The following is a 17,133-nucleotide window of genomic DNA, read 5'->3' as shown; positions in this document are numbered from 1 at the left end:
TCCTTATGAACCTTGAGCTGTGTTAGCGACGGGTTCAGACAATGTATCTTGGGCAACAGGGGTGACTGCAGAGCCGTCGTTTAAGCGTAATTGCCCAGACGTGACGACTTTATCGTTAGCACTTAAGCCGTGTTCTATTTCAATTTTGCCATCCCAACGTTGTCCCGTTTTTACGGACACTCGCTTAACGGTCATCGCATCGCCTTCACCTTGCGTAATAAACACAGTATCGCCATAGGCGGTATAAGTGACTGCGGTTTCTGGGATCGTAATGACTTCATTACTGGCTTGGCGTACCACATTCACGTTGGCGTACATTCCTGCTTTTAGGGTGCCATCACTATTTTCCAGTGTGGCTTGCAGGGCGATAGTGCGTGATTTTCCAATGAGTGGGTCAATGGCAGTAATACGGGCTGGAAATGTTTTATTGGGATAAGCATCAACTGTAATATCAACAATTTGGCCTTGATGCAGTTCCGGTGAGGCTTGTTCATCTAAAGAGAAATTGAGCTTTAAGGTTTGGGTATCCACCAAGCTGGCAATGGCTTCGCCGGGGTTTAAATATTGTCCTTCATGGACTTGGCGAATACCTATCGTTCCGTCGAATGGCGCTCGGATCGTTTTTTGTGCAATTAATGCTTGGGTTTGACGGATTAGGCCTTGGGCAATATCACGTTCAGCACGAGTGCTATCTACTTGAGCCTCTGCCACTAAATGTTGCGCAGATAATGAACGGGTTCTTTCGTATAAGCGAGCCGCATTGCGCAACTGTGCTTGGTAACGTGATAAATCCGCTTGTTCAACGGCATCATTGAGCTGCACTAATAATTGGCCTTTTTTGACTTGCTGGCCAGATTCAAATGCAATTTTCGTAATACGACCATTGGTTTCTGCCGCGACCAACACTTGGCTGCCAGCTTCTAACTCACCCACACCGTAAAAGGTACGAGGCGCAGTATCTAAGCTAACAGGAGCCAATGCCACTTTTACTGGTGGATATTGGTAAGCTGCTTGTTCGTCTTCCTCGTTTTGGGCATAGGTCGAATAAATCGCGCTACCCGCCCCAACAGCGATTAAAACGGAACAAAGTGTCATTATTGTTTTTTTATTCATTAAATTTTCCTTCTATTTCTGCGCTTTTAACGCGAAATAAAGACCTCGAAAATGCCCTGCAATGGCGATAGCAATTAAGCCCCCAATAACAGCGATATGCTCAATTGCCCAAAACATTGCAATTTGAGCTTGTTCCCCCGTGTAGCTCCAAAAGGTGTGGACAACCACAATTGTGAGGAACAAAAACACGGCTAGCGCCCCAGTTCCAAGCCATAAAAGACGGTTAAATAGCACAAGAACTGAGCCAATTAACATGACAGCAGCAGAAGCAATGTTGAAAAACCAATCTGGGTGAAGACCCGCGGCACGCATTTCGGCCAGACTATTTTCATAATCAAAAACTTTGGCTAAACCAGATGAAATAAATAAAACCAAGATGAGTAAGCGAGCAATAATCCATAAGCTATTGCTTTCTAACATTTTGGTAATCACCGATGGCATAAACCTATCCCCTTTTAAAAAGTAACCTCAATTGACAAACTAGCAGGGTGGCACTATAAAACCTTAAGTTAAGTTGAGGTCAAGCAAAGGTGAGATAAAATGGCGGACAAAGACACAAAAACGATAAAACCTCATAAAAGCGAGGGAAAAAAAATTGATTTTACGCGGGCACTAACGGTGGGCGAAGTGGCAAAACGCTCGGGAGTACCTGTTTCTACAGTCCATTTTTATGAATCAAAGGGACTCATTCAAAGTACTCGAACTCAAGGGAATCAGCGACGATTTCACTCTGTTGTACTGCGTTATATTGCCATTATTAAAGTCGCACAAAGTACAGGGATCCCATTACATGAAATTCAAGAGGCATTAGGGCGTTTTCCTGCAAATAGTGCGCTAACTTCAGAACAATGGCAGGAGATGTCGACACAATGGCGTAAATCTTTAGATAAGCGTATTCGGCAACTGACGCGTTTACGTAATGAATTGGATAACTGTATTGGTTGCGGCTGCTTATCATTAAGTGATTGCCCACTGCGTAACCCTGATGATGTCCTTGGTCGGAAAGGTCCTGGTGCCCGTATTTTAGAACGTCCATAAGCTCTTTTATTAAAACCCGCACTTTTCATTATTTGGATGGCCACTGTTTAACGTGGCTATTTATCTAGATATATCATTAAGTAATGATGGTTTAATTCTATTTTTAACGGTAAGGCATAACTTATTGTTGAGATGGAGTTTTAATCGTTATTTACCAAATTGATAAATAAATTTTTTATTGACAACTCAAGTAGATAGTATTTTTGTAACTTAATGATAGATAGGCTATTTCTTAAATTTATTGTTTTTGTATCAGATGATTAATTGCCACTTTACATTGATTCAATTTATCTATTTACTGCATAACTGGTAATTAATGATTAGCTAAATATGGAGCAATCAATGTCAGTAGTGACACTTGTACTCGTTTTTTTATTAGCCGTTGTTGTGAGCGTTTTTGTTTCACGACTGCTCAAAGATATTATTCCATTACCCCTAATACAGATAGCACTGGGGGCTGGCTTGTCTTTATACGGTTTTACGGTTGAATTTGAACCTCATTTATTTCTGTTTTTATTTATTCCACCTTTATTGTTTCTTGATGGCTGGCGTATTCCTAAAGAAGCCTTATTTCAAGAAATTAAACCAATCATGTCGTTAGCCATAGGTTTAGTGGTGGTTACGGTTATTGGTATGGGGTTCTTTATACATTGGTTAATTCCGGCCATTTCTTTAGCTGTTGCTTTTGCCTTGGCTGCTATTTTGTCGCCAACAGACCCTGTTTCGGTGTCTGCAATGACCGTCAATTCCCCATTACCATCGCGAATGGCGCATATTCTAGAAGGGGAGTCATTGCTGAATGATGCAACGGGTCTGGTGTGTTTCAGTTTTGCGGTGGTCGCTGCGCTAACAGGCACATTTTCCCTTGCTTCAGCGGCGGGGCAGTTTGTATTAGTGGCTTTTGGCGGAATTTTAATTGGTTTGCTGGTGGCTTGGGCAATTGGCTGGTTAAACCAATTGCTAGTTAAGCGCACTGGGGAAGAACCTGCTATTCAAATTATGATCAGTTTATTGATGCCATTTACGGCTTACTTATTAGCTGAACATTTACATGTTTCCGGTATTTTAGCCGCAGTGGTTGCCGGTATTGCCATGCACTATGAAAAAATTGCAGGGCGTATGCAAGCCGCAACACGTATGCAAAGTAAAGCGGTGTGGGATACTGTACAAACTGCGTTGAACGGGATGATTTTCATCTTGTTAGGCGAGCAGTTACCCGGTATGTGGACAAATATGCCTGCTGTAGCAGAGGCCGCGGGTGCAAGCCATCCTTGGATGCTATTTGTTTATGTGGCAATCATTACTGTGGCCTTGGCGGTTTTACGGTTTAGCTGGGTGTGGATCTCGATGACTCTAACGGTCTTCCATAAACGCCGTCGTGGTAAAGAAGCCGATGTTATGCATATTCGTATGATGGCAGTGATGGCGACAGCGGGAGTGCGTGGAGCGATTACGTTAGCGGGTATTTTAACATTACCTTTATTGATGCCAGATGGTTCATTATTTCCGAATCGTGACGTGGCTATTTTCTTAGCAATGGGGGTGATTTTATGTTCATTACTGATTGCCAGTATTGCACTGCCTATTTTAACTAAAGGACTGGTACAAGACTTACCTTATGATAATGACGAAATTCGAGCGCGTTTAGCCTTAAATGAAGCGGCAATGGCACATTTACGTGAATTGATGAACCACCCATCGGATGATATGGATGAAATTGCCATGCGTACTGAGGTTGGGGCACAATTGTTAGAAATTTATGGTAGACGACTCGATAACTCAGATGAAACTGAGTCAGATGTGTATGATTTACATAAGATGATTGATATGGAACGCGAGATGTCCAAGTCAGCATTAAAAGCAAAACGGGACGCGTTATATCAAATGCGTAAAAGTAAAAATATCAATGAAAGGGTGTATCACCGTTTACGTGATGAACTTGATTTAAAAGAAGAAACACTTAATCATCATAAAAATGGTAAACATTAATTAGTGAAATAAAAGGCCTGAATTTTATTCAGGCCTTTTATTTATGCCCATAATTCAACTAAGTTTGACAATTTGTATTGACCACTGATAGGTTGGTTATAATTCCATTTGGGAAATTTATATGTCACAGGGTGTCGTTAGCTTAAACATTATTATTACCATCACTTAGTGGTGGGGATATGCGACATCCTAAACCCGCCAGATAAGGCGGGTTTTTTGTTCTTATCTGGTTAACACTTCAGTAAGGAACGATTTATGACTTTAGTAGAAGCATCATCATTATTAGAAAATCAACCTCGTTTGCATTTTCTTTGTGGGAAAATCGCTTCAGAGAAATCGATATTAGCGAAACGACTGGCTAACTAGCCTCGGACTATTTTGCTTTGTGAAGATGAGTGGCTTGCTGCACTTTATCCTAATGAACTTACTGAATTAGTTTACTATATTGAGAAAAGTGCTTTAGTGAAGCAAGTATTAGAAGGTCATATCAAGCAATTGATACAGGCGGGAAATAATATTGTGATGGATTTTCCTGCTAATACACCATTGCAACGGCAATGGTTAAGATCATTGGCACAGTCATCTGATGTACCTTATGTATTTCATGTTTTGCAAGTAAGCAATTTGGGGAGCTTGGCGCTTACGTGGGGATTACAGTACATCTTATCAGAAGCAACGGGGGGATTACCCTCAAGAGAAACACAACTTTGATTTTACTCGTCTTTATGCATTTACTTCATTGAAAGATAGCGCTTCAATTTTTACCGTGGGAGAAAATTATCTTTATTCGGATATTTTTGAATCTTGGCAATATACTGGTTTTTCTTTAGAAAGTGATGACCGCATGCTACCGCCTAAATTAGCGGGGGTATGCACCTGAAATTATTGGTATGGCAAACACTAATGCAATTGTGATTGTTCGCAGTCAAGAATGTATTATTTCTGAAACAGCCGTTCCTCCAGAGCCATTTCGCATTCAAACACTCGATAGCGGCATCCGTGGTGTATTGGATGTGACGGTACGCGAAGAAAATGGCGAAGAGAGTAAATTTAGTATTAGTACCGCCTCGTTACCTCAGTTAAATGTAAAAGCGATGTGTTCCACGCAAACGAGCTCTGGATAGGCTAGCACGGTCAATTTACGGCATGGCCAATTAAGTCGTATTCATTATGATAGCTTGGTGAGTGAAAGCATCAGGTATACATGCAAATTTGCAACCTTAACGAAGGTAAGATTGCGGTTAGACTATGCCACCGATAGCGACCCGCAAAAGCGGTTGCCGATGAAAGATGCTTCAAATAAAACGATTTACAGTCAGTTAGAAATTGTGGATGAGCAAACTGGGGCGGCAGGCACAGACATTCGTGTGGGAATTCAGTCAGACCGTACGATTCAGATACGTAGTCGTATTCAAGGCGCTAATGCAGACGCAGGAAGTTATCAAGGGTCTGCATGGTTAATCGCCACATTTGATTAAATTGGGTTTCTGAATGGTTAGATATTATCCACCAATTCTCTGAATAAAACTGGATGGACTTTGCCCTAACCATTTTTTAAACATAGTCGAAAAAGACCCAACACTGCTGTAGCCTAAATCAAATGCAACCTCGGTAATGGATTTACCCGCAGAAATGTGGGTAATAGCACTTAATAAGCAAGCTTGCTGCCGCCAGTCTGAGAAAGATAGCCCCGTTTGAGCGCCAAAAAAACGGCTAAATGAACGCTCACTTTTATGTAATTTAGCGGCCCATTCCTGTGGTAATGAGGTGATTTGTGGGGCTTTTAGGAATTCCCGACACAACTGGGCTAAATGTTCATCTCGTGGGATGGGCGCGTAGAAAGGCAGGGGTTCTGCTTGTGCAATTTCATGCAAAATCAATTGGTACATTACCCCATCACGGCCATTTAAATCATATTCAATCGGGGTATCAACCGCTTCAAGCAATAATTGACGAAGTAAGGGAGAAACCCTGAGTACTTCGCACTTATTTCCTCTACGAGGAGCCGCTTTGGGCTCTATGTATAAACTACGTGTACTGACATTCAACATGCGGGTTTCATGGGGAGTATTACAGGGGATCCAAACCCCGCTATCAGGGGGGATGACCCACTCCCCATCTGCAGTACTGACTTCAATCAATCCTGTCGCACCATATAAAAACTGGGCGCGGCGGTGGACGTGAGAATCGAGTAACACGTTTGGTAGGTAATCAGTACCGATAGCTAACACATCACGTGGAGTGGCATCGACAGTTTTTAGAGGAATATTTCGCATAGGAATTTATCTTGGCTGAGATTCAAAAATTATTATCTATCTTCTGAATATAGGCAATTTTTATTGACATAACCACATGTTTTATATGGTTGGCTGAAATTCCAATGTGTTTGGCGGCTTTTCGAAAGTTGGCAAACCGGGAAATGATTACTCTAGCGCGGCAACCTAATGTATGCCAGAGGTAGAGTTATCATGGAAAATTATCACGATCGGGCAGATAGCAAGAGTCTGATTGAACCCTTAACCCGTCGTCGGTTTATTCAAGGCAGCTCTGCGCTCATGGCTGTCCCCTTTATTGCCACAAACACGGTCGCATCGACACCAGAAAACCCGAATATCATCCCAACGACAACGCTGCAAGATGAAGGTGAGAGAGTGGTTTCTACCTGTAGTAGTTTTGACTGTGGTGGCAAATGTGATATTCGAGCACATGTTAAAGAAGGGGTAGTAACCCGAATTAGTACCCGCCCAGATGCCGATTTAGATGAAGAAATGCCCATCATGCGTGCTTGCGTGCGCGGCCGCAGCTATCGGAAATTTGTTTATCACCCAAATCGACTGAAATACCCAATGAAACGAGTGGGCAAACGTGGAGAAGGGCGCTTCGAGCGAATTAGCTGGGAAGAAGCGACGACATTGATTGCCGACAATATGCAGCGTATCAACGAGCAATATGGCCCTGCCTCGCGCTTTGTTAGCCTCAGTACTGGAGTGACTGGAGGCATTTTCTCTGGTGCGAATATGCTACGCCGTCTATTTAATATCACGGGGGGCTTTCTGGAGAATTACCATTCAGTGAGTAACGGCAATACCATGGCGGTCACACCTTATACCTATGGCACATCAGCCAGTGGTAGCACCTTAGACACGCTCGAAGATACGCCATTGGTGATTCTGTGGGGGCATAATCCTAACGAAACCATTTTTGGTCATACGAATCATTATTTTCAAAAAATGAAGAAAAATGGCACTAAATTCATTGTTGTCGATCCGCGTTATTCAGATACCGCATCGTCATTAGCGGATCAGTGGATCCCTATTTTACCGACTACAGACAATGCGATGATGGATGCCATGATGTATGTGATCATCAGTGAGGGCCTGCATGATCAAACCTTTATCGATAAATTCACTGTTGGTTTTGATGAGCACCAGATGCCCGAAGGCATACCCGAAAATGAGTCATTGATGGCGTATTTGATGGGGAAAAAAGATGGAATAGTGAAAACTCCTGAATGGGCGGAACCCATTACCAAAGTACCCGCCGATACCATACGTCAATTGGCACGTGAATATGCCAACACCAAACCAGCGGTATTAATGCAAGGCTGGGGGCCTCAGCGTCATATCTGTGGTGAACGTTCTGCCCGAGGCGCGACCTTGTTGGCAACAATCACGGGTAATGTGGGTGTAAAAGGGGGATGGGCAGCAGGTTATGGCATGGCAGTCACGCCGGATCTCCGTAAAACTCTCGCGGGTCCTAGCTTATTTGACAACCCTGTGAAAGCGAAAATTAATATCACCAATTGGGTGCAGGCCTGTGAAAATAAAGATTTGGTAACGCCCAATAACGGTTTAAAAAACGCAGAAAAACTCGATACGGAAATCAAAATGATTTTTTCGTTAGCAGGTAACTATATGACCAACCAGAACCCCGATATTTTGCATGCCGCTAAAGTTCTGGAAGATGAAAGTAAAGTTGAGTTTATTGTTTACAGTGACTTATATATGACTCCCAGTGCCAAGTATGCCGATATTTTACTGCCTGAAACCAGTTTCTTAGAGCGTTGGAATGTGGGTGGCACATGGGGAACGGGTAATTATATTATTTTATCTGAAAAAGTCGTCGAGCCTGAATTTGAGCGCCGTAGTGACTATGAATGGTTACGCGACGTGGCTGAAAAACTCGGTGTTGGCGAAAAATTCAGTGAAGGCCGTACAGAAAAACAGTGGATTGAGTATTTAGTCAATGACGCTCATCAAAAACGCCCAGAAGATGGCATTCCAACTTTTGATGAGCTGCTGGTTAAGCGCCGCCATTTGTTAAAACACAAACCGCATGTGGGCCATGTCGCCTTCGAAAAAAATATTAACGATATCGAGAATAACCCGTTTGAAACACCATCCGGAAAAATTGAAATTTTTTCTCAGCGCCTTTATGAGCGTAATGACGTGGACATCCCTGCTTTATCTCATTATGTGCCTGCCATTGAGGGGCCGGAAGATGAACTAGCTTCCCGCTATCCATTGCAATTAATCACTTGGAAAGGTCGTAATCGTGCCAATTCAACGCAATTTGCTAACCCGTGGTTACAAGAAGTACAGCGCCAAGAGTTATGGATCAATCCTATCGATGCCAAAAGACGAAATATCACGGATGGGGAGCGGGTCAAAGTGAATAATGACCGCGGTATCACCATGGTACCGGTCAAAATCACCCAGCGCATTATGCCTGGTGTTGTTGCTTTACAGGCAGGAGCGTGGTGGCAACCTGATGAAAATGGCATTGACCAAGGCGGTTGTGCGAACGTTTTAACATCTTCCCGCAGTACAGCAATGGCACATGGAAATGCCCATCAAACCTTATTGGTGGAGGTAAGCAAAGCATGAGTAAATTTCAGGTTTATCCCGCGATTAGTGACAAACAGCTTGGCTTTTATATTGACTCTGCCCGTTGTTCCGGTTGTAAAGCCTGCCAAGTGGCGTGCAAAGATAAAAATAACCTCGACGTGGGTCGCAAATATCGTCGTGTATATGAAGTTGCTGGTGGTGAGTTTATTGAAAATGGCACAGGGGGGCTGATGAATAACGTCTTTGCCTATACGTTGTCCATTTCATGCAACCACTGTGCCGACCCAATGTGCGTGAAAAATTGCCCGACGACAGCCATGCACAAGCGTGAAGGGGATGGCATTGTGATGGTCAATACAGATAAGTGTGTGGGCTGTGGAACCTGTGCGTGGTCTTGCCCGTATGGTGCACCGCAAATGAACCCTGAAACCAAGCAAATGTCGAAATGTGATTTTTGTATTGATTTACAACTAAAAGGGGAGCAGCCCGTCTGCGTCGCCACTTGCCCACTAGGAGCCATTCAATTTGGCCCAATTGATGAATTACGACAACGTTATGGGGAGCTAGCGGATGTCCGAGGATTACCAGACTCATCGATTACCCACCCAAATTTAGTGATCCATCCACATCTTGGGGCGGGTCGTACACAAGACTCACAAGGAGAAGCCAAATGAATGAATGGCCACTGTTATTATTCACATTTTTAATGCAAACATCCATTGGGTTGAGTGTGATGTTAGCGCTTTTTGCAAACAAATTATCGGCGAATTTAACGGGCAAAACGCACGCACAGTTTTTGCTGTGGTATGTATTTGTCGCCTGCGTATTTGCGGGTATCGGTTTATTGTCCTCAATCACCCACTTAGGGGTTCCTTTAAATGCGCCTAACTCACTGCTGAATATTTTTTCATCGTGGTTAAGCCGTGAAGTGGTATTCACCGCTACCTATTTTGCTTTTCTCGGGCTGACTTTCCTATGGTTATGGCTCAAAAAGGAATTGTCATATTTGCTACTTGGCTTGGCCATTATTGCAGGGCTATGCGATGTGTATGCCATGGCTTCAATCTATCGTTATACATCAATGTTAACGTGGATGAATGATAATACGTATTTGATGTTCTACGGCACCATGTTTACTGCGGGAGCTGCTGGGTATTATTTATTAATCAATTTGTTATTGCGTTTTAACATCGGAGCCGTAGAGACTCAGATATCAACTCGTGGGTTATGGATGTTATGGGCGGTGATTGGGGTTAGTTTACTGGTTCGTTTAGCTTATCAGCCTACCTATGAAAGTTACTTGGTTCACACTAGCTATAATAATGAATCCATTACATTTCCTATCGACTCTATCCATGCTTACCAAGGGATTTGGTCACTGCGTATCACGAGTTGGGTAGTTGGAATATTGGCGGTGATGGTATTGGGATATGGGTTGTTTCGTCATATACGACAAACGGCGAATGGGGTTATGACTTCGAGCAGTAAAGGATATTTAGTGGTTGGTTGTACAGCGGCGATGGTTGCTGAGTTTATGCTGCGTTACTGTTTTTACACGATCCACATATAGATAACAGCGTATTGCTTAGGAAATTATCTTTTTTATGATCCATTTTTCACACTATGCAGCCGCGTTTAATATTTTAGGCACGTGCTATTTATTTTCACCGAATGACGATGCAAGTCATTATGCAATAAGCTTTTTCAAGTTAAATGACTTCGCATCTCAGTGGCCTTGTAAAATCAGTACTTCGCTTAGCGAACGGATCTCGGCATCGCTAAATATTGAGATTGCGGCACTGCATACTCAGTGGACGGATTTGTTTATTGGACCTGAAGCATTACCCGCCCCGCCATGGGGCTCGGTATATCTTGACCCAGAGGGTGTTTTGCAAGGTTCTTCCACGGTGGCATTGAGTGAGTTTTTAAAACGGGAGCGTTTAAAAATACAGACTCGTTATCCAGAGCCCTCTGACCATGTTGGTTTAATGTTATTTCAAGCGGCAGTTTTGGCTTCACAAGTCAGGGAAGCCGCATTAAAAGAATTGTTGAATGACCATTTGGGAAGTTGGCTACCACAATTTTCTCAGCAATTAAATCGAACAAGCTATAGCCCATTCTATAATGCATTAACTGAATTAGCTCTGGTGACTGTCAGGTCGTGCTTGTAATATTATTCAATATTTTTGATTTTTAAATGGTTAATTAAACGTAATATTTGAATAGGTGAAAGGTTAACAAATTTTAATTAAATGAAAATTGATTTAGTTATAAGAAATGCAAATTAAAATGATTCTTACTTTATCTTTCTAAGCCATAATGCATTTTTAAGCCATACTACTTAATGATGTTTTGGATATCCATAGGGGGTATAAAGTGGTCAATTTATTAAATCGTTTGTTGTCCCATGAAGATGCTGGCAGGTTGTTATTGCGTCTTTCTGTTGGTGGGCTCATGTTGTTTCATGGTATGAGCAAATTAATGACTGGTGCGAGTGGTATTAAAGCGCTGCTGGCTTCTTATGGTTTACCTGAATTTATTGCTTATGGAACAATTCTAGGTGAAGTGGTTGCGCCTATTTTCATTATTTTAGGGATTTTAACTCGTCCATCAGCTTTATTAGTGGCTTTCACCATGGTGGTTGCATGGTTAATGATTGGGCTAGATAAAACATTTGTATTGGATAAAACCGGTGCATGGGCCATCGAAAGCCTAGTGTATTTCTTCTTGAGTGGTATTGCATTGGCATTTTTAGGTGCGGGTAAATATTCCATTATTAAAAACCCGAACTGGCGATAAACCTGTTTTTCTTTTGTGTTTGACATTGCCTTTGAAAAAAGACCATCAAAAAATTTCTGATGGTCTATTTTTTTGAAAAATACCTGTTAATGATTCTCTAACACGGTTTTACGAAAAAATTCATCTAATAAACGGCTGTCACGACAAGCAGGCTCAGGAAATTGCATGCGTTCTGCATTGGCTATGACTTCCAGAACGAGCTTATCAATAGCTGGGCGCCTTGCACCATAATCACTTTCAACCGCTTGGTGCTTTATAACCAGCAATTCATCTATCTCTGCGAGCACCTTGCTATCGGTGACTGTGGCCGTGACTAATTCAGAAAATGCCATTGGTGGCATGCTCTTGCTTGTTTCTATCCAACGCAAAGCTAATACTGCGCGTAGTAAATAAAAATATTTTTTTAATTTAATACGCTCGCCTTTAAAGTCAGTATGTAAATTACGCTTACTGATTGATAAGTAATGATAACGTGATTTTAACGGTGAATAAAATTGCGCCGCCAATTGCTCCAGTTGAGCAAAAAATATCTCATCTTTAAAATACACACTCGGTGAGTGCAGCCACTCTATTAATGCAGGGTTGGAATTACGCATTAGTTTCAGAGCTTTAGATAATTCCCAACCCGATATATCCAGCTCATCATCAATTGGCTTTTCTATCACATCGCGTTTCTTATCCAGCGTTAGATACCAGTCAAGTTTATGAACATAGATAAATCGAACATCATAGTCGCTATCGCGGGAGGCAAAGCCCCAACCGCGACTGCCGGATTCACATGCAAACAGTATTTTAACGTGATGAGTTTCTTCTATTTCTTTGAGTGTTTTCTCTATCCGTTCTCTCATTAGCACGGATACACTTTCATGGTCAGTTTCCATGCTTTTTCTCCTGTAACGTTTTATCGTTAACCCTTAACACATACCACTTGGCGTAGGGTATGAACAATTTCTACCAGTGATGATTGTGCTGCCATTACCGCGTCGATGTCTTTGTAGGCCATCGGTATTTCGTCAATCACATCACTGTCTTTTCGGCACTCAACATGGGCAGTCGCCATTTTTTGGTCGCTAACTGAGAAACGCTTTTTGGCTTCAGTTCGGCTCATTACACGGCCTGCACCGTGGCTACAGGAACAGAAACTTTCTTCGTCTCCTAACCCGCGCACGATAAAGCTTTTCGCCCCCATAGACCCTGGAATGATCCCCATTTGGCCTTTTCGAGCGGATACCGCACCTTTTCGTGTCACTAAAACGTCTTCACCAAAGTGCTGCTCTTTTTGCACATAGTTATGATGGCAATTTACAGCTTCTTGCTCTGTAATAAACGGTTTTGGAATTTCACGCGATAGTGCTTCTAACACGCGGTGCATCATCACTTCACGGTTATGGCGGGCAAAGTCTTGCGCCCAACCCACTGCTTCCATATAGTCATTAAAATGTACGCTTCCTTCTTCGAAATACGCGAGGTCTCTATCAGGTAAATTAGCAATATGCTGTTGCATATCTTTTTGCGCGAGTGTGATAAACAAGTTACCAATCGCATTTCCCACTCCGCGTGACCCGCTATGTAGCATCACCCATACACGGTCTTGTTCGTCTAAACACAGCTCAATAAAGTGGTTTCCCGTTCCCAACGTCCCTAAATGGTTATAATGGTTAGTTTGGCGCAGTTTTGGGTACTTATCGCAGATACGCTTAAACTCTGCATCTAAATGTGCCCAGTGGCTATCGACAATATCCGGTGTACGATGCCAAGCCCCTTTATCACGCCCATGTCGATGGGTGGTTCGACCGTGTGGCACTGCCGCTTCAATGGCAAAACGGATATTTTGCAGGCTATCCGGCAAATCCGATGCCGTTAAGGACGTTTTTACGGCAATCATTCCACAACCAATATCCACTCCAACCGCCGCAGGAATAATGGCCCCTTTAGTTGGAATCACGCTTCCAATGGTTGAACCTTTCCCCACGTGTACATCAGGCATCACAGCAAGGTGCTTGAAAATAAACGGCATTTTGGCGGTATTTTGTAGTTGTGTAACTGCTTTCGGGTCAACAGGAACCCCATTGGTCCACATTTTTACCGGTACGCCATTTTCTTGAGTTAATTCGTTGAATTTATTATTTATCATTATTTATTCCTTAATTTTTACTAATCCGTTTAATACTTGGTCTAATCCACCGTAAACAGAAATTTGGTCGATGCGATGCGCAATATTTTCTAAGGTTTCGAGCTCTTTCAAACGCAAGGCAATGGGGTTGTTTTCCATCACTTTAGCGGTGTTTAGCAGTGAGCGAGTCGCCGCGGTTTCTTCACGTCGGCGGATCACGTTTGCTTGTGCCGATTTCTCGGCTTCGACTACTTGGGATAAAATCGTGCGCATATCTCCCGGTAAAATAATATCTTTAACACCAATGCTATCGATTTCTAGGCCAAACTCAGTGACGCATTGCGCCACTTGAGCCAACATCAGCTCATCAATTAGTTGCTTGTTTTCTAACAGTTCATCTAAGGTTCGAGTCCCCACGATTTCTCTTATTGAGAATTGTAATTCACGATATAAATGTTCTACAGGCTGACTCAATTTTGAAAATGTCAGCAAAACATCCTGATAGCGCCAATTAGCACACAGATTGACGCGCAATGTGACTTTATCTTTGGTTAAAATTTCTTGCCCGCTGACTTCAAGTGATTGCAAACGCGTATCAATGATTTCAACCTCAGGTTTGTGGTTGATTTTCCAATAGCCGTAAGTTCCTGGTTGTAATAAATCTTGTATCTCACCATCAATTTTTAGCATACCGACATGCCATGCAGGTACTTGGCTAATCAAGGCCAACTCATTGCCTTTAATGCGTTTTTTACCCATTAAGCGGGCAACTAAGGCGGAGTCAATAACACTATTTTCTAGTGATTGCAGTTCCACTTTTAAGCTATTGCCATTTTTCCAATACAACCGACGGGTTGCTGGTGGCAAGATTTCTGCCAAGCTATTGTGCAAGTAAATAAAACCAATCTCATCATCAGCTAAAATGATGTCAATACAGTGCTCATCAACCCAATCAGAGTGAAATTGGCGTAAGTGGTCGGCCAATTTTTCATCAATGGCCTCATTGTCGAGGGTGAACAATGACACTGTCAATCGATTGAACCAGTCGTTTAAATGGTGCTCACCCGCTGTTAGTAATTGTTTAAAATCCCCATTTTTAGCGGTCAATGCGATTTGTCCTTGAGCGATATTGATTTTTTTCATTATTTTTCCTTTTTTATGGTTTATCCACCACTGAAGAAAAAAGTGAAGTGGTGAGGGGAAAAGTAGAGTGCCCAGTACGGCTGTCTAAATTTCTGCTCATCACTCGGCAAGGTTCTCGAGTGGTGGTTTTAAGCTTAACTTCAACTTAGTTTTATACAGTTGGATTTGTATTTTTTTCAGGAGTCGAACCTGATAGCTAGGCTATTACCAAGGTATCTTACTGACGGCGGCATACAGACCATGTAGTGACTAACGCCACCATGTCTGCACCGGTTGAACGCGAAGTTCAGACAATTTTCGGCAGTGGATAAATAGATAATTGCCAGAAGCGTGCCAACTTTGATGAAAATATAATAAATATTTTTATGTCATTGAAAAATAACAAATAAATATTTTAATGAAATTTTACTAACATTGAATGATGAAATGAATTAGGCTATTTATTATATTTTTATCTCGTCTTTTATAAATTTATATAAACTCATTATGAATAAAAAACGCAAAGTTGTTATTGGCGTACTGGGCACGGTACTCGATAGGCGAGGTAAAAAAGCCAATCGCTGGACAAAATGGCGCCCAACGGTAGGCTTGTGCCAACAACCTGATTTGGATATCGGTCGCTTTGAACTGCTACATCAGGTCAATGACTATGGCATGGCGCATCGGGTGAAGGAGGATATTGAGCAAGCCTCTCCCAATACCGAAGTGGTGCTGCATGAGGTGGATATTGCCGACCCGTGGGATTTCGAAGAGGTGTATACCTCGTTATTGGATTTTTCTTCAAGTTATCAATTTGATACTGACGACGAAGAGTATCTGGTGCATATCACGACGGGCACCCATGTGGTACAAATCTGTTGGTTTTTATTAACCGAAGCTCATTATTTACCTGCCAAATTAATCCAAACCTCTCCCAGCCAAAAGGGGAGAGAAAAAGACCCAATCGGCATTCATACGGTGATTGACCTTGATTTAAGCCGTTATACCCACATCACCAGTCGCTTCCAAACAGAGCAGCAACAGCAGGTATCCTTCTTAAAATCCGGGATTGCCACGCGTAATGCTGCGTTTAACACCATGATTGAGCAAATCGAGCGGGTGGCTTTGCGCTCAAAAGCGCCGATTTTACTCAATGGCCCAACGGGGGCTGGGAAGTCGTTTTTGGCGCGACGCATTTACCAATTGCGGGAAAGCCGCCACCAAGTCAAGGGGCGTTTTGTGGAAGTGAACTGCGCCACTTTGCGCGGTGATAATGCCATGTCGACGCTATTTGGCCATGTCAAAGGGGCGTTTACTGGGGCACTAAATGCACGAGGCGGTTTGTTAAAAGAAGCCGATGGCGGCATTTTATTTTTAGATGAAATTGCAGAACTTGGCCTTGATGAACAAGCTATGTTACTCAAAGCCATTGAAGAAAAACGTTTTTTTCCTTTTGGCTCCGACAATGAAATCCACAGTGATTTCCAGCTGATAGCGGGAACCCACCGTAATCTTGCAAAGCAAGTGGAATCGGGTAAGTTTCGTGAAGACTTATACGCCCGTATCAATATGTGGACCTTTGCCCTACCGGGCTTGCGTGACCGTCGTGAAGATATTGAACCCAACATCGATTATGAGCTGGCGAAGTTTAGCCATGACCAACAAAACCAAATTCGCTTTGATAGTGAGGCTCGCAGCCTGTATGTGAAGTTTGCCTGTTCCCCTCAAGCCCAGTGGCGCGGCAATTTCCGTGAATTGGGTGCCTCCATTAGCCGAATGGCGACCTTTGCCGAGCGCGGGCGCATTACTAAAGTGGTTGCCGAGGAGGAAATTAGCCGTTTGCAGTCTCAATGGCAGCCAAAATCAACCAATACATTTCCAAAGCAAATTGGTGAGATTGATTTATTCGATAAGCAGCAACTGGCAACAGTACTTGAAGTTTGCCGCCGTTCATCTTCCCTTTCCGAGGCGGGGCGTGAGCTGTTTGCAGTATCACGGCAACACAAAAAACAGCCCAATGATGCGGACAGGCTGCGAAAATATCTCGCCAAATTTGAATTGGATTGGGATGGGGTGAAGGCGGGGTATTGAGGGACGCTATATTGCTAAATC

General features: G+C 42.8%; 15 protein-coding genes and 2 pseudogenes. 11 read left to right on the top strand and 6 right to left on the bottom strand.

The annotated features are described in order from the left end of the window. Positions 1–3 precede the first annotated feature (3 nt). Together PR683_RS19055 and PR683_RS19050 are read right to left on the bottom strand one after the other, a co-directional pair. The gene (locus PR683_RS19055) at positions 4–1,113 is read right to left on the bottom strand and encodes an efflux RND transporter periplasmic adaptor subunit (RefSeq protein ID WP_109912611.1); all 1,110 of its coding nucleotides are present in this window, start codon (positions 1,111–1,113) and stop codon (positions 4–6) included. A 12-nt stretch (positions 1,114–1,125) separates the two neighbouring features. Next, positions 1,126–1,554 carry a DoxX family protein gene (locus PR683_RS19050; protein ID WP_109912610.1) on the bottom strand — a complete coding sequence of 143 codons (429 nt, stop codon included), beginning with the start codon at positions 1,552–1,554 and terminating at the stop codon, positions 1,126–1,128. A 99-nt stretch (positions 1,555–1,653) separates the two neighbouring features. Here PR683_RS19050 and soxR point away from each other — a divergent pair, with 99 nt between their 5' ends. The 5 genes and pseudogenes from soxR to PR683_RS19025 all read left to right on the top strand — a co-directional run. After that, positions 1,654–2,151, top strand: a complete 498-nt coding sequence (soxR, locus tag PR683_RS19045; RefSeq protein WP_226537987.1) for a redox-sensitive transcriptional activator SoxR — start codon at positions 1,654–1,656, stop codon at positions 2,149–2,151. 342 nt (positions 2,152–2,493) lie between these two features. Then, complete coding sequence (locus PR683_RS19040) at positions 2,494–4,140, top strand: Na+/H+ antiporter (RefSeq protein ID WP_004915075.1); 1,647 nt, start codon at positions 2,494–2,496, stop codon at positions 4,138–4,140. A 378-nt stretch (positions 4,141–4,518) separates the two neighbouring features. Then, a complete protein-coding gene (locus tag PR683_RS19035; RefSeq protein WP_164528337.1) occupies positions 4,519–4,851 on the top strand; it encodes an AAA family ATPase in 333 nt (110 codons plus the stop codon). Next, a pseudogene (locus tag PR683_RS19030) lies at positions 4,769–5,222 on the top strand (fimbria/pilus outer membrane usher protein); the annotation flags it as partial. The gene PR683_RS19035 and the pseudogene PR683_RS19030, both read left to right, overlap by 83 nt. A 60-nt stretch (positions 5,223–5,282) precedes the next feature. Further along, positions 5,283–5,618 (top strand): annotated as a pseudogene (locus PR683_RS19025) (adhesin); the annotation flags it as partial. 24 nt (positions 5,619–5,642) lie between these two features. Here PR683_RS19025 and PR683_RS19020 read toward each other — a convergent pair. Beyond that, a complete protein-coding gene (locus PR683_RS19020) occupies positions 5,643–6,416 on the bottom strand; it encodes an AraC family transcriptional regulator (protein WP_272571697.1) in 774 nt (257 codons plus the stop codon). Between the two features lie 192 nt (positions 6,417–6,608). Between PR683_RS19020 and PR683_RS19015 the strand changes: the two genes are divergently transcribed. From PR683_RS19015 to PR683_RS18995, 5 genes are all read left to right on the top strand, one after another. Continuing rightward, positions 6,609–9,026: a DMSO/selenate family reductase complex A subunit gene (locus tag PR683_RS19015; protein ID WP_196724033.1), complete on the top strand. Its 2,418-nt coding sequence runs from the start codon at positions 6,609–6,611 to the stop codon at positions 9,024–9,026. Next, on the top strand, positions 9,023–9,661 hold the full coding sequence (locus tag PR683_RS19010; RefSeq protein ID WP_164528339.1) for a DMSO/selenate family reductase complex B subunit: 639 nt from the start codon (positions 9,023–9,025) through the stop codon (positions 9,659–9,661). Before PR683_RS19015 ends, PR683_RS19010 begins: the two co-directional genes overlap by 4 nt. Next, on the top strand, positions 9,658–10,557 hold the full coding sequence (locus PR683_RS19005; protein WP_123382763.1) for a dimethyl sulfoxide reductase anchor subunit family protein: 900 nt from the start codon (positions 9,658–9,660) through the stop codon (positions 10,555–10,557). Before PR683_RS19010 ends, PR683_RS19005 begins: the two co-directional genes overlap by 4 nt. A gap of 34 nt (positions 10,558–10,591) precedes the next feature. Continuing rightward, positions 10,592–11,158: a molecular chaperone TorD family protein gene (locus PR683_RS19000; RefSeq protein WP_004915053.1), complete on the top strand. Its 567-nt coding sequence runs from the start codon at positions 10,592–10,594 to the stop codon at positions 11,156–11,158. A 205-nt stretch (positions 11,159–11,363) separates the two neighbouring features. After that, positions 11,364–11,786: a DoxX family protein gene (locus PR683_RS18995; RefSeq protein ID WP_004915049.1), complete on the top strand. Its 423-nt coding sequence runs from the start codon at positions 11,364–11,366 to the stop codon at positions 11,784–11,786. 86 nt (positions 11,787–11,872) lie between these two features. Here PR683_RS18995 and PR683_RS18990 read toward each other — a convergent pair whose 3' ends face one another. Genes PR683_RS18990 through PR683_RS18980 form a run of 3 tightly spaced genes read right to left on the bottom strand, consistent with a single transcriptional unit; the run spans position 11,873 to position 15,042 of the window. Next, a complete protein-coding gene (locus PR683_RS18990; protein WP_164528341.1) occupies positions 11,873–12,667 on the bottom strand; it encodes a nucleotidyltransferase domain-containing protein in 795 nt (264 codons plus the stop codon). Positions 12,668–12,693: 26 nt separating this feature from the next. After that, on the bottom strand, positions 12,694–13,920 hold the full coding sequence (locus tag PR683_RS18985) for an RtcB family protein (RefSeq protein ID WP_117163018.1): 1,227 nt from the start codon (positions 13,918–13,920) through the stop codon (positions 12,694–12,696). 3 nt (positions 13,921–13,923) lie between these two features. Then, positions 13,924–15,042 carry a slipin family protein gene (locus tag PR683_RS18980; RefSeq protein WP_196719087.1) on the bottom strand — a complete coding sequence of 373 codons (1,119 nt, stop codon included), beginning with the start codon at positions 15,040–15,042 and terminating at the stop codon, positions 13,924–13,926. A 486-nt stretch (positions 15,043–15,528) separates the two neighbouring features. Here PR683_RS18980 and rtcR point away from each other — a divergent pair, with 486 nt between their 5' ends. Further along, positions 15,529–17,112, top strand: a complete 1,584-nt coding sequence (gene rtcR / locus PR683_RS18975; RefSeq protein ID WP_196724031.1) for an RNA repair transcriptional activator RtcR — start codon at positions 15,529–15,531, stop codon at positions 17,110–17,112. The last annotated feature ends 21 nt before the right edge of the window (positions 17,113–17,133 follow it).

Origin of the sequence: Providencia sp. PROV269 (assembly GCF_028477785.1) — a bacterium.
GTDB classification, from domain to species: domain Bacteria; phylum Pseudomonadota; class Gammaproteobacteria; order Enterobacterales; family Enterobacteriaceae; genus Providencia; species Providencia rettgeri.
The sequence above is the reverse complement of the archived record's forward strand: the minus strand, read 5'-3'. Positions and strand labels throughout refer to the sequence as shown.

Bases quoted from the DNA above. Each gene is read 5' to 3' on its own strand.
- PR683_RS19055 (WP_109912611.1), bottom strand. From the start codon at position 1,113: ATGAATAAAAAAACAATAATGACACTTTGTTCCGTTTTAATCGCTGTT.
- PR683_RS19050 (WP_109912610.1), bottom strand. From the start codon at position 1,554: ATGCCATCGGTGATTACCAAAATGTTAGAAAGCAATAGCTTATGGATT.
- soxR (WP_226537987.1), top strand. From the start codon at position 1,654: ATGGCGGACAAAGACACAAAAACGATAAAACCTCATAAAAGCGAGGGA.
- PR683_RS19040 (WP_004915075.1), top strand. From the start codon at position 2,494: ATGTCAGTAGTGACACTTGTACTCGTTTTTTTATTAGCCGTTGTTGTG.
- PR683_RS19020 (WP_272571697.1), bottom strand. From the start codon at position 6,416: ATGCGAAATATTCCTCTAAAAACTGTCGATGCCACTCCACGTGATGTG.
- PR683_RS19015 (WP_196724033.1), top strand. From the start codon at position 6,609: ATGGAAAATTATCACGATCGGGCAGATAGCAAGAGTCTGATTGAACCC.
- PR683_RS19010 (WP_164528339.1), top strand. From the start codon at position 9,023: ATGAGTAAATTTCAGGTTTATCCCGCGATTAGTGACAAACAGCTTGGC.
- PR683_RS19005 (WP_123382763.1), top strand. From the start codon at position 9,658: ATGAATGAATGGCCACTGTTATTATTCACATTTTTAATGCAAACATCC.
- PR683_RS19000 (WP_004915053.1), top strand. From the start codon at position 10,592: ATGATCCATTTTTCACACTATGCAGCCGCGTTTAATATTTTAGGCACG.
- PR683_RS18990 (WP_164528341.1), bottom strand. From the start codon at position 12,667: ATGGAAACTGACCATGAAAGTGTATCCGTGCTAATGAGAGAACGGATA.
- PR683_RS18985 (WP_117163018.1), bottom strand. From the start codon at position 13,920: ATGATAAATAATAAATTCAACGAATTAACTCAAGAAAATGGCGTACCG.
- PR683_RS18980 (WP_196719087.1), bottom strand. From the start codon at position 15,042: ATGAAAAAAATCAATATCGCTCAAGGACAAATCGCATTGACCGCTAAA.
- rtcR (WP_196724031.1), top strand. From the start codon at position 15,529: ATGAATAAAAAACGCAAAGTTGTTATTGGCGTACTGGGCACGGTACTC.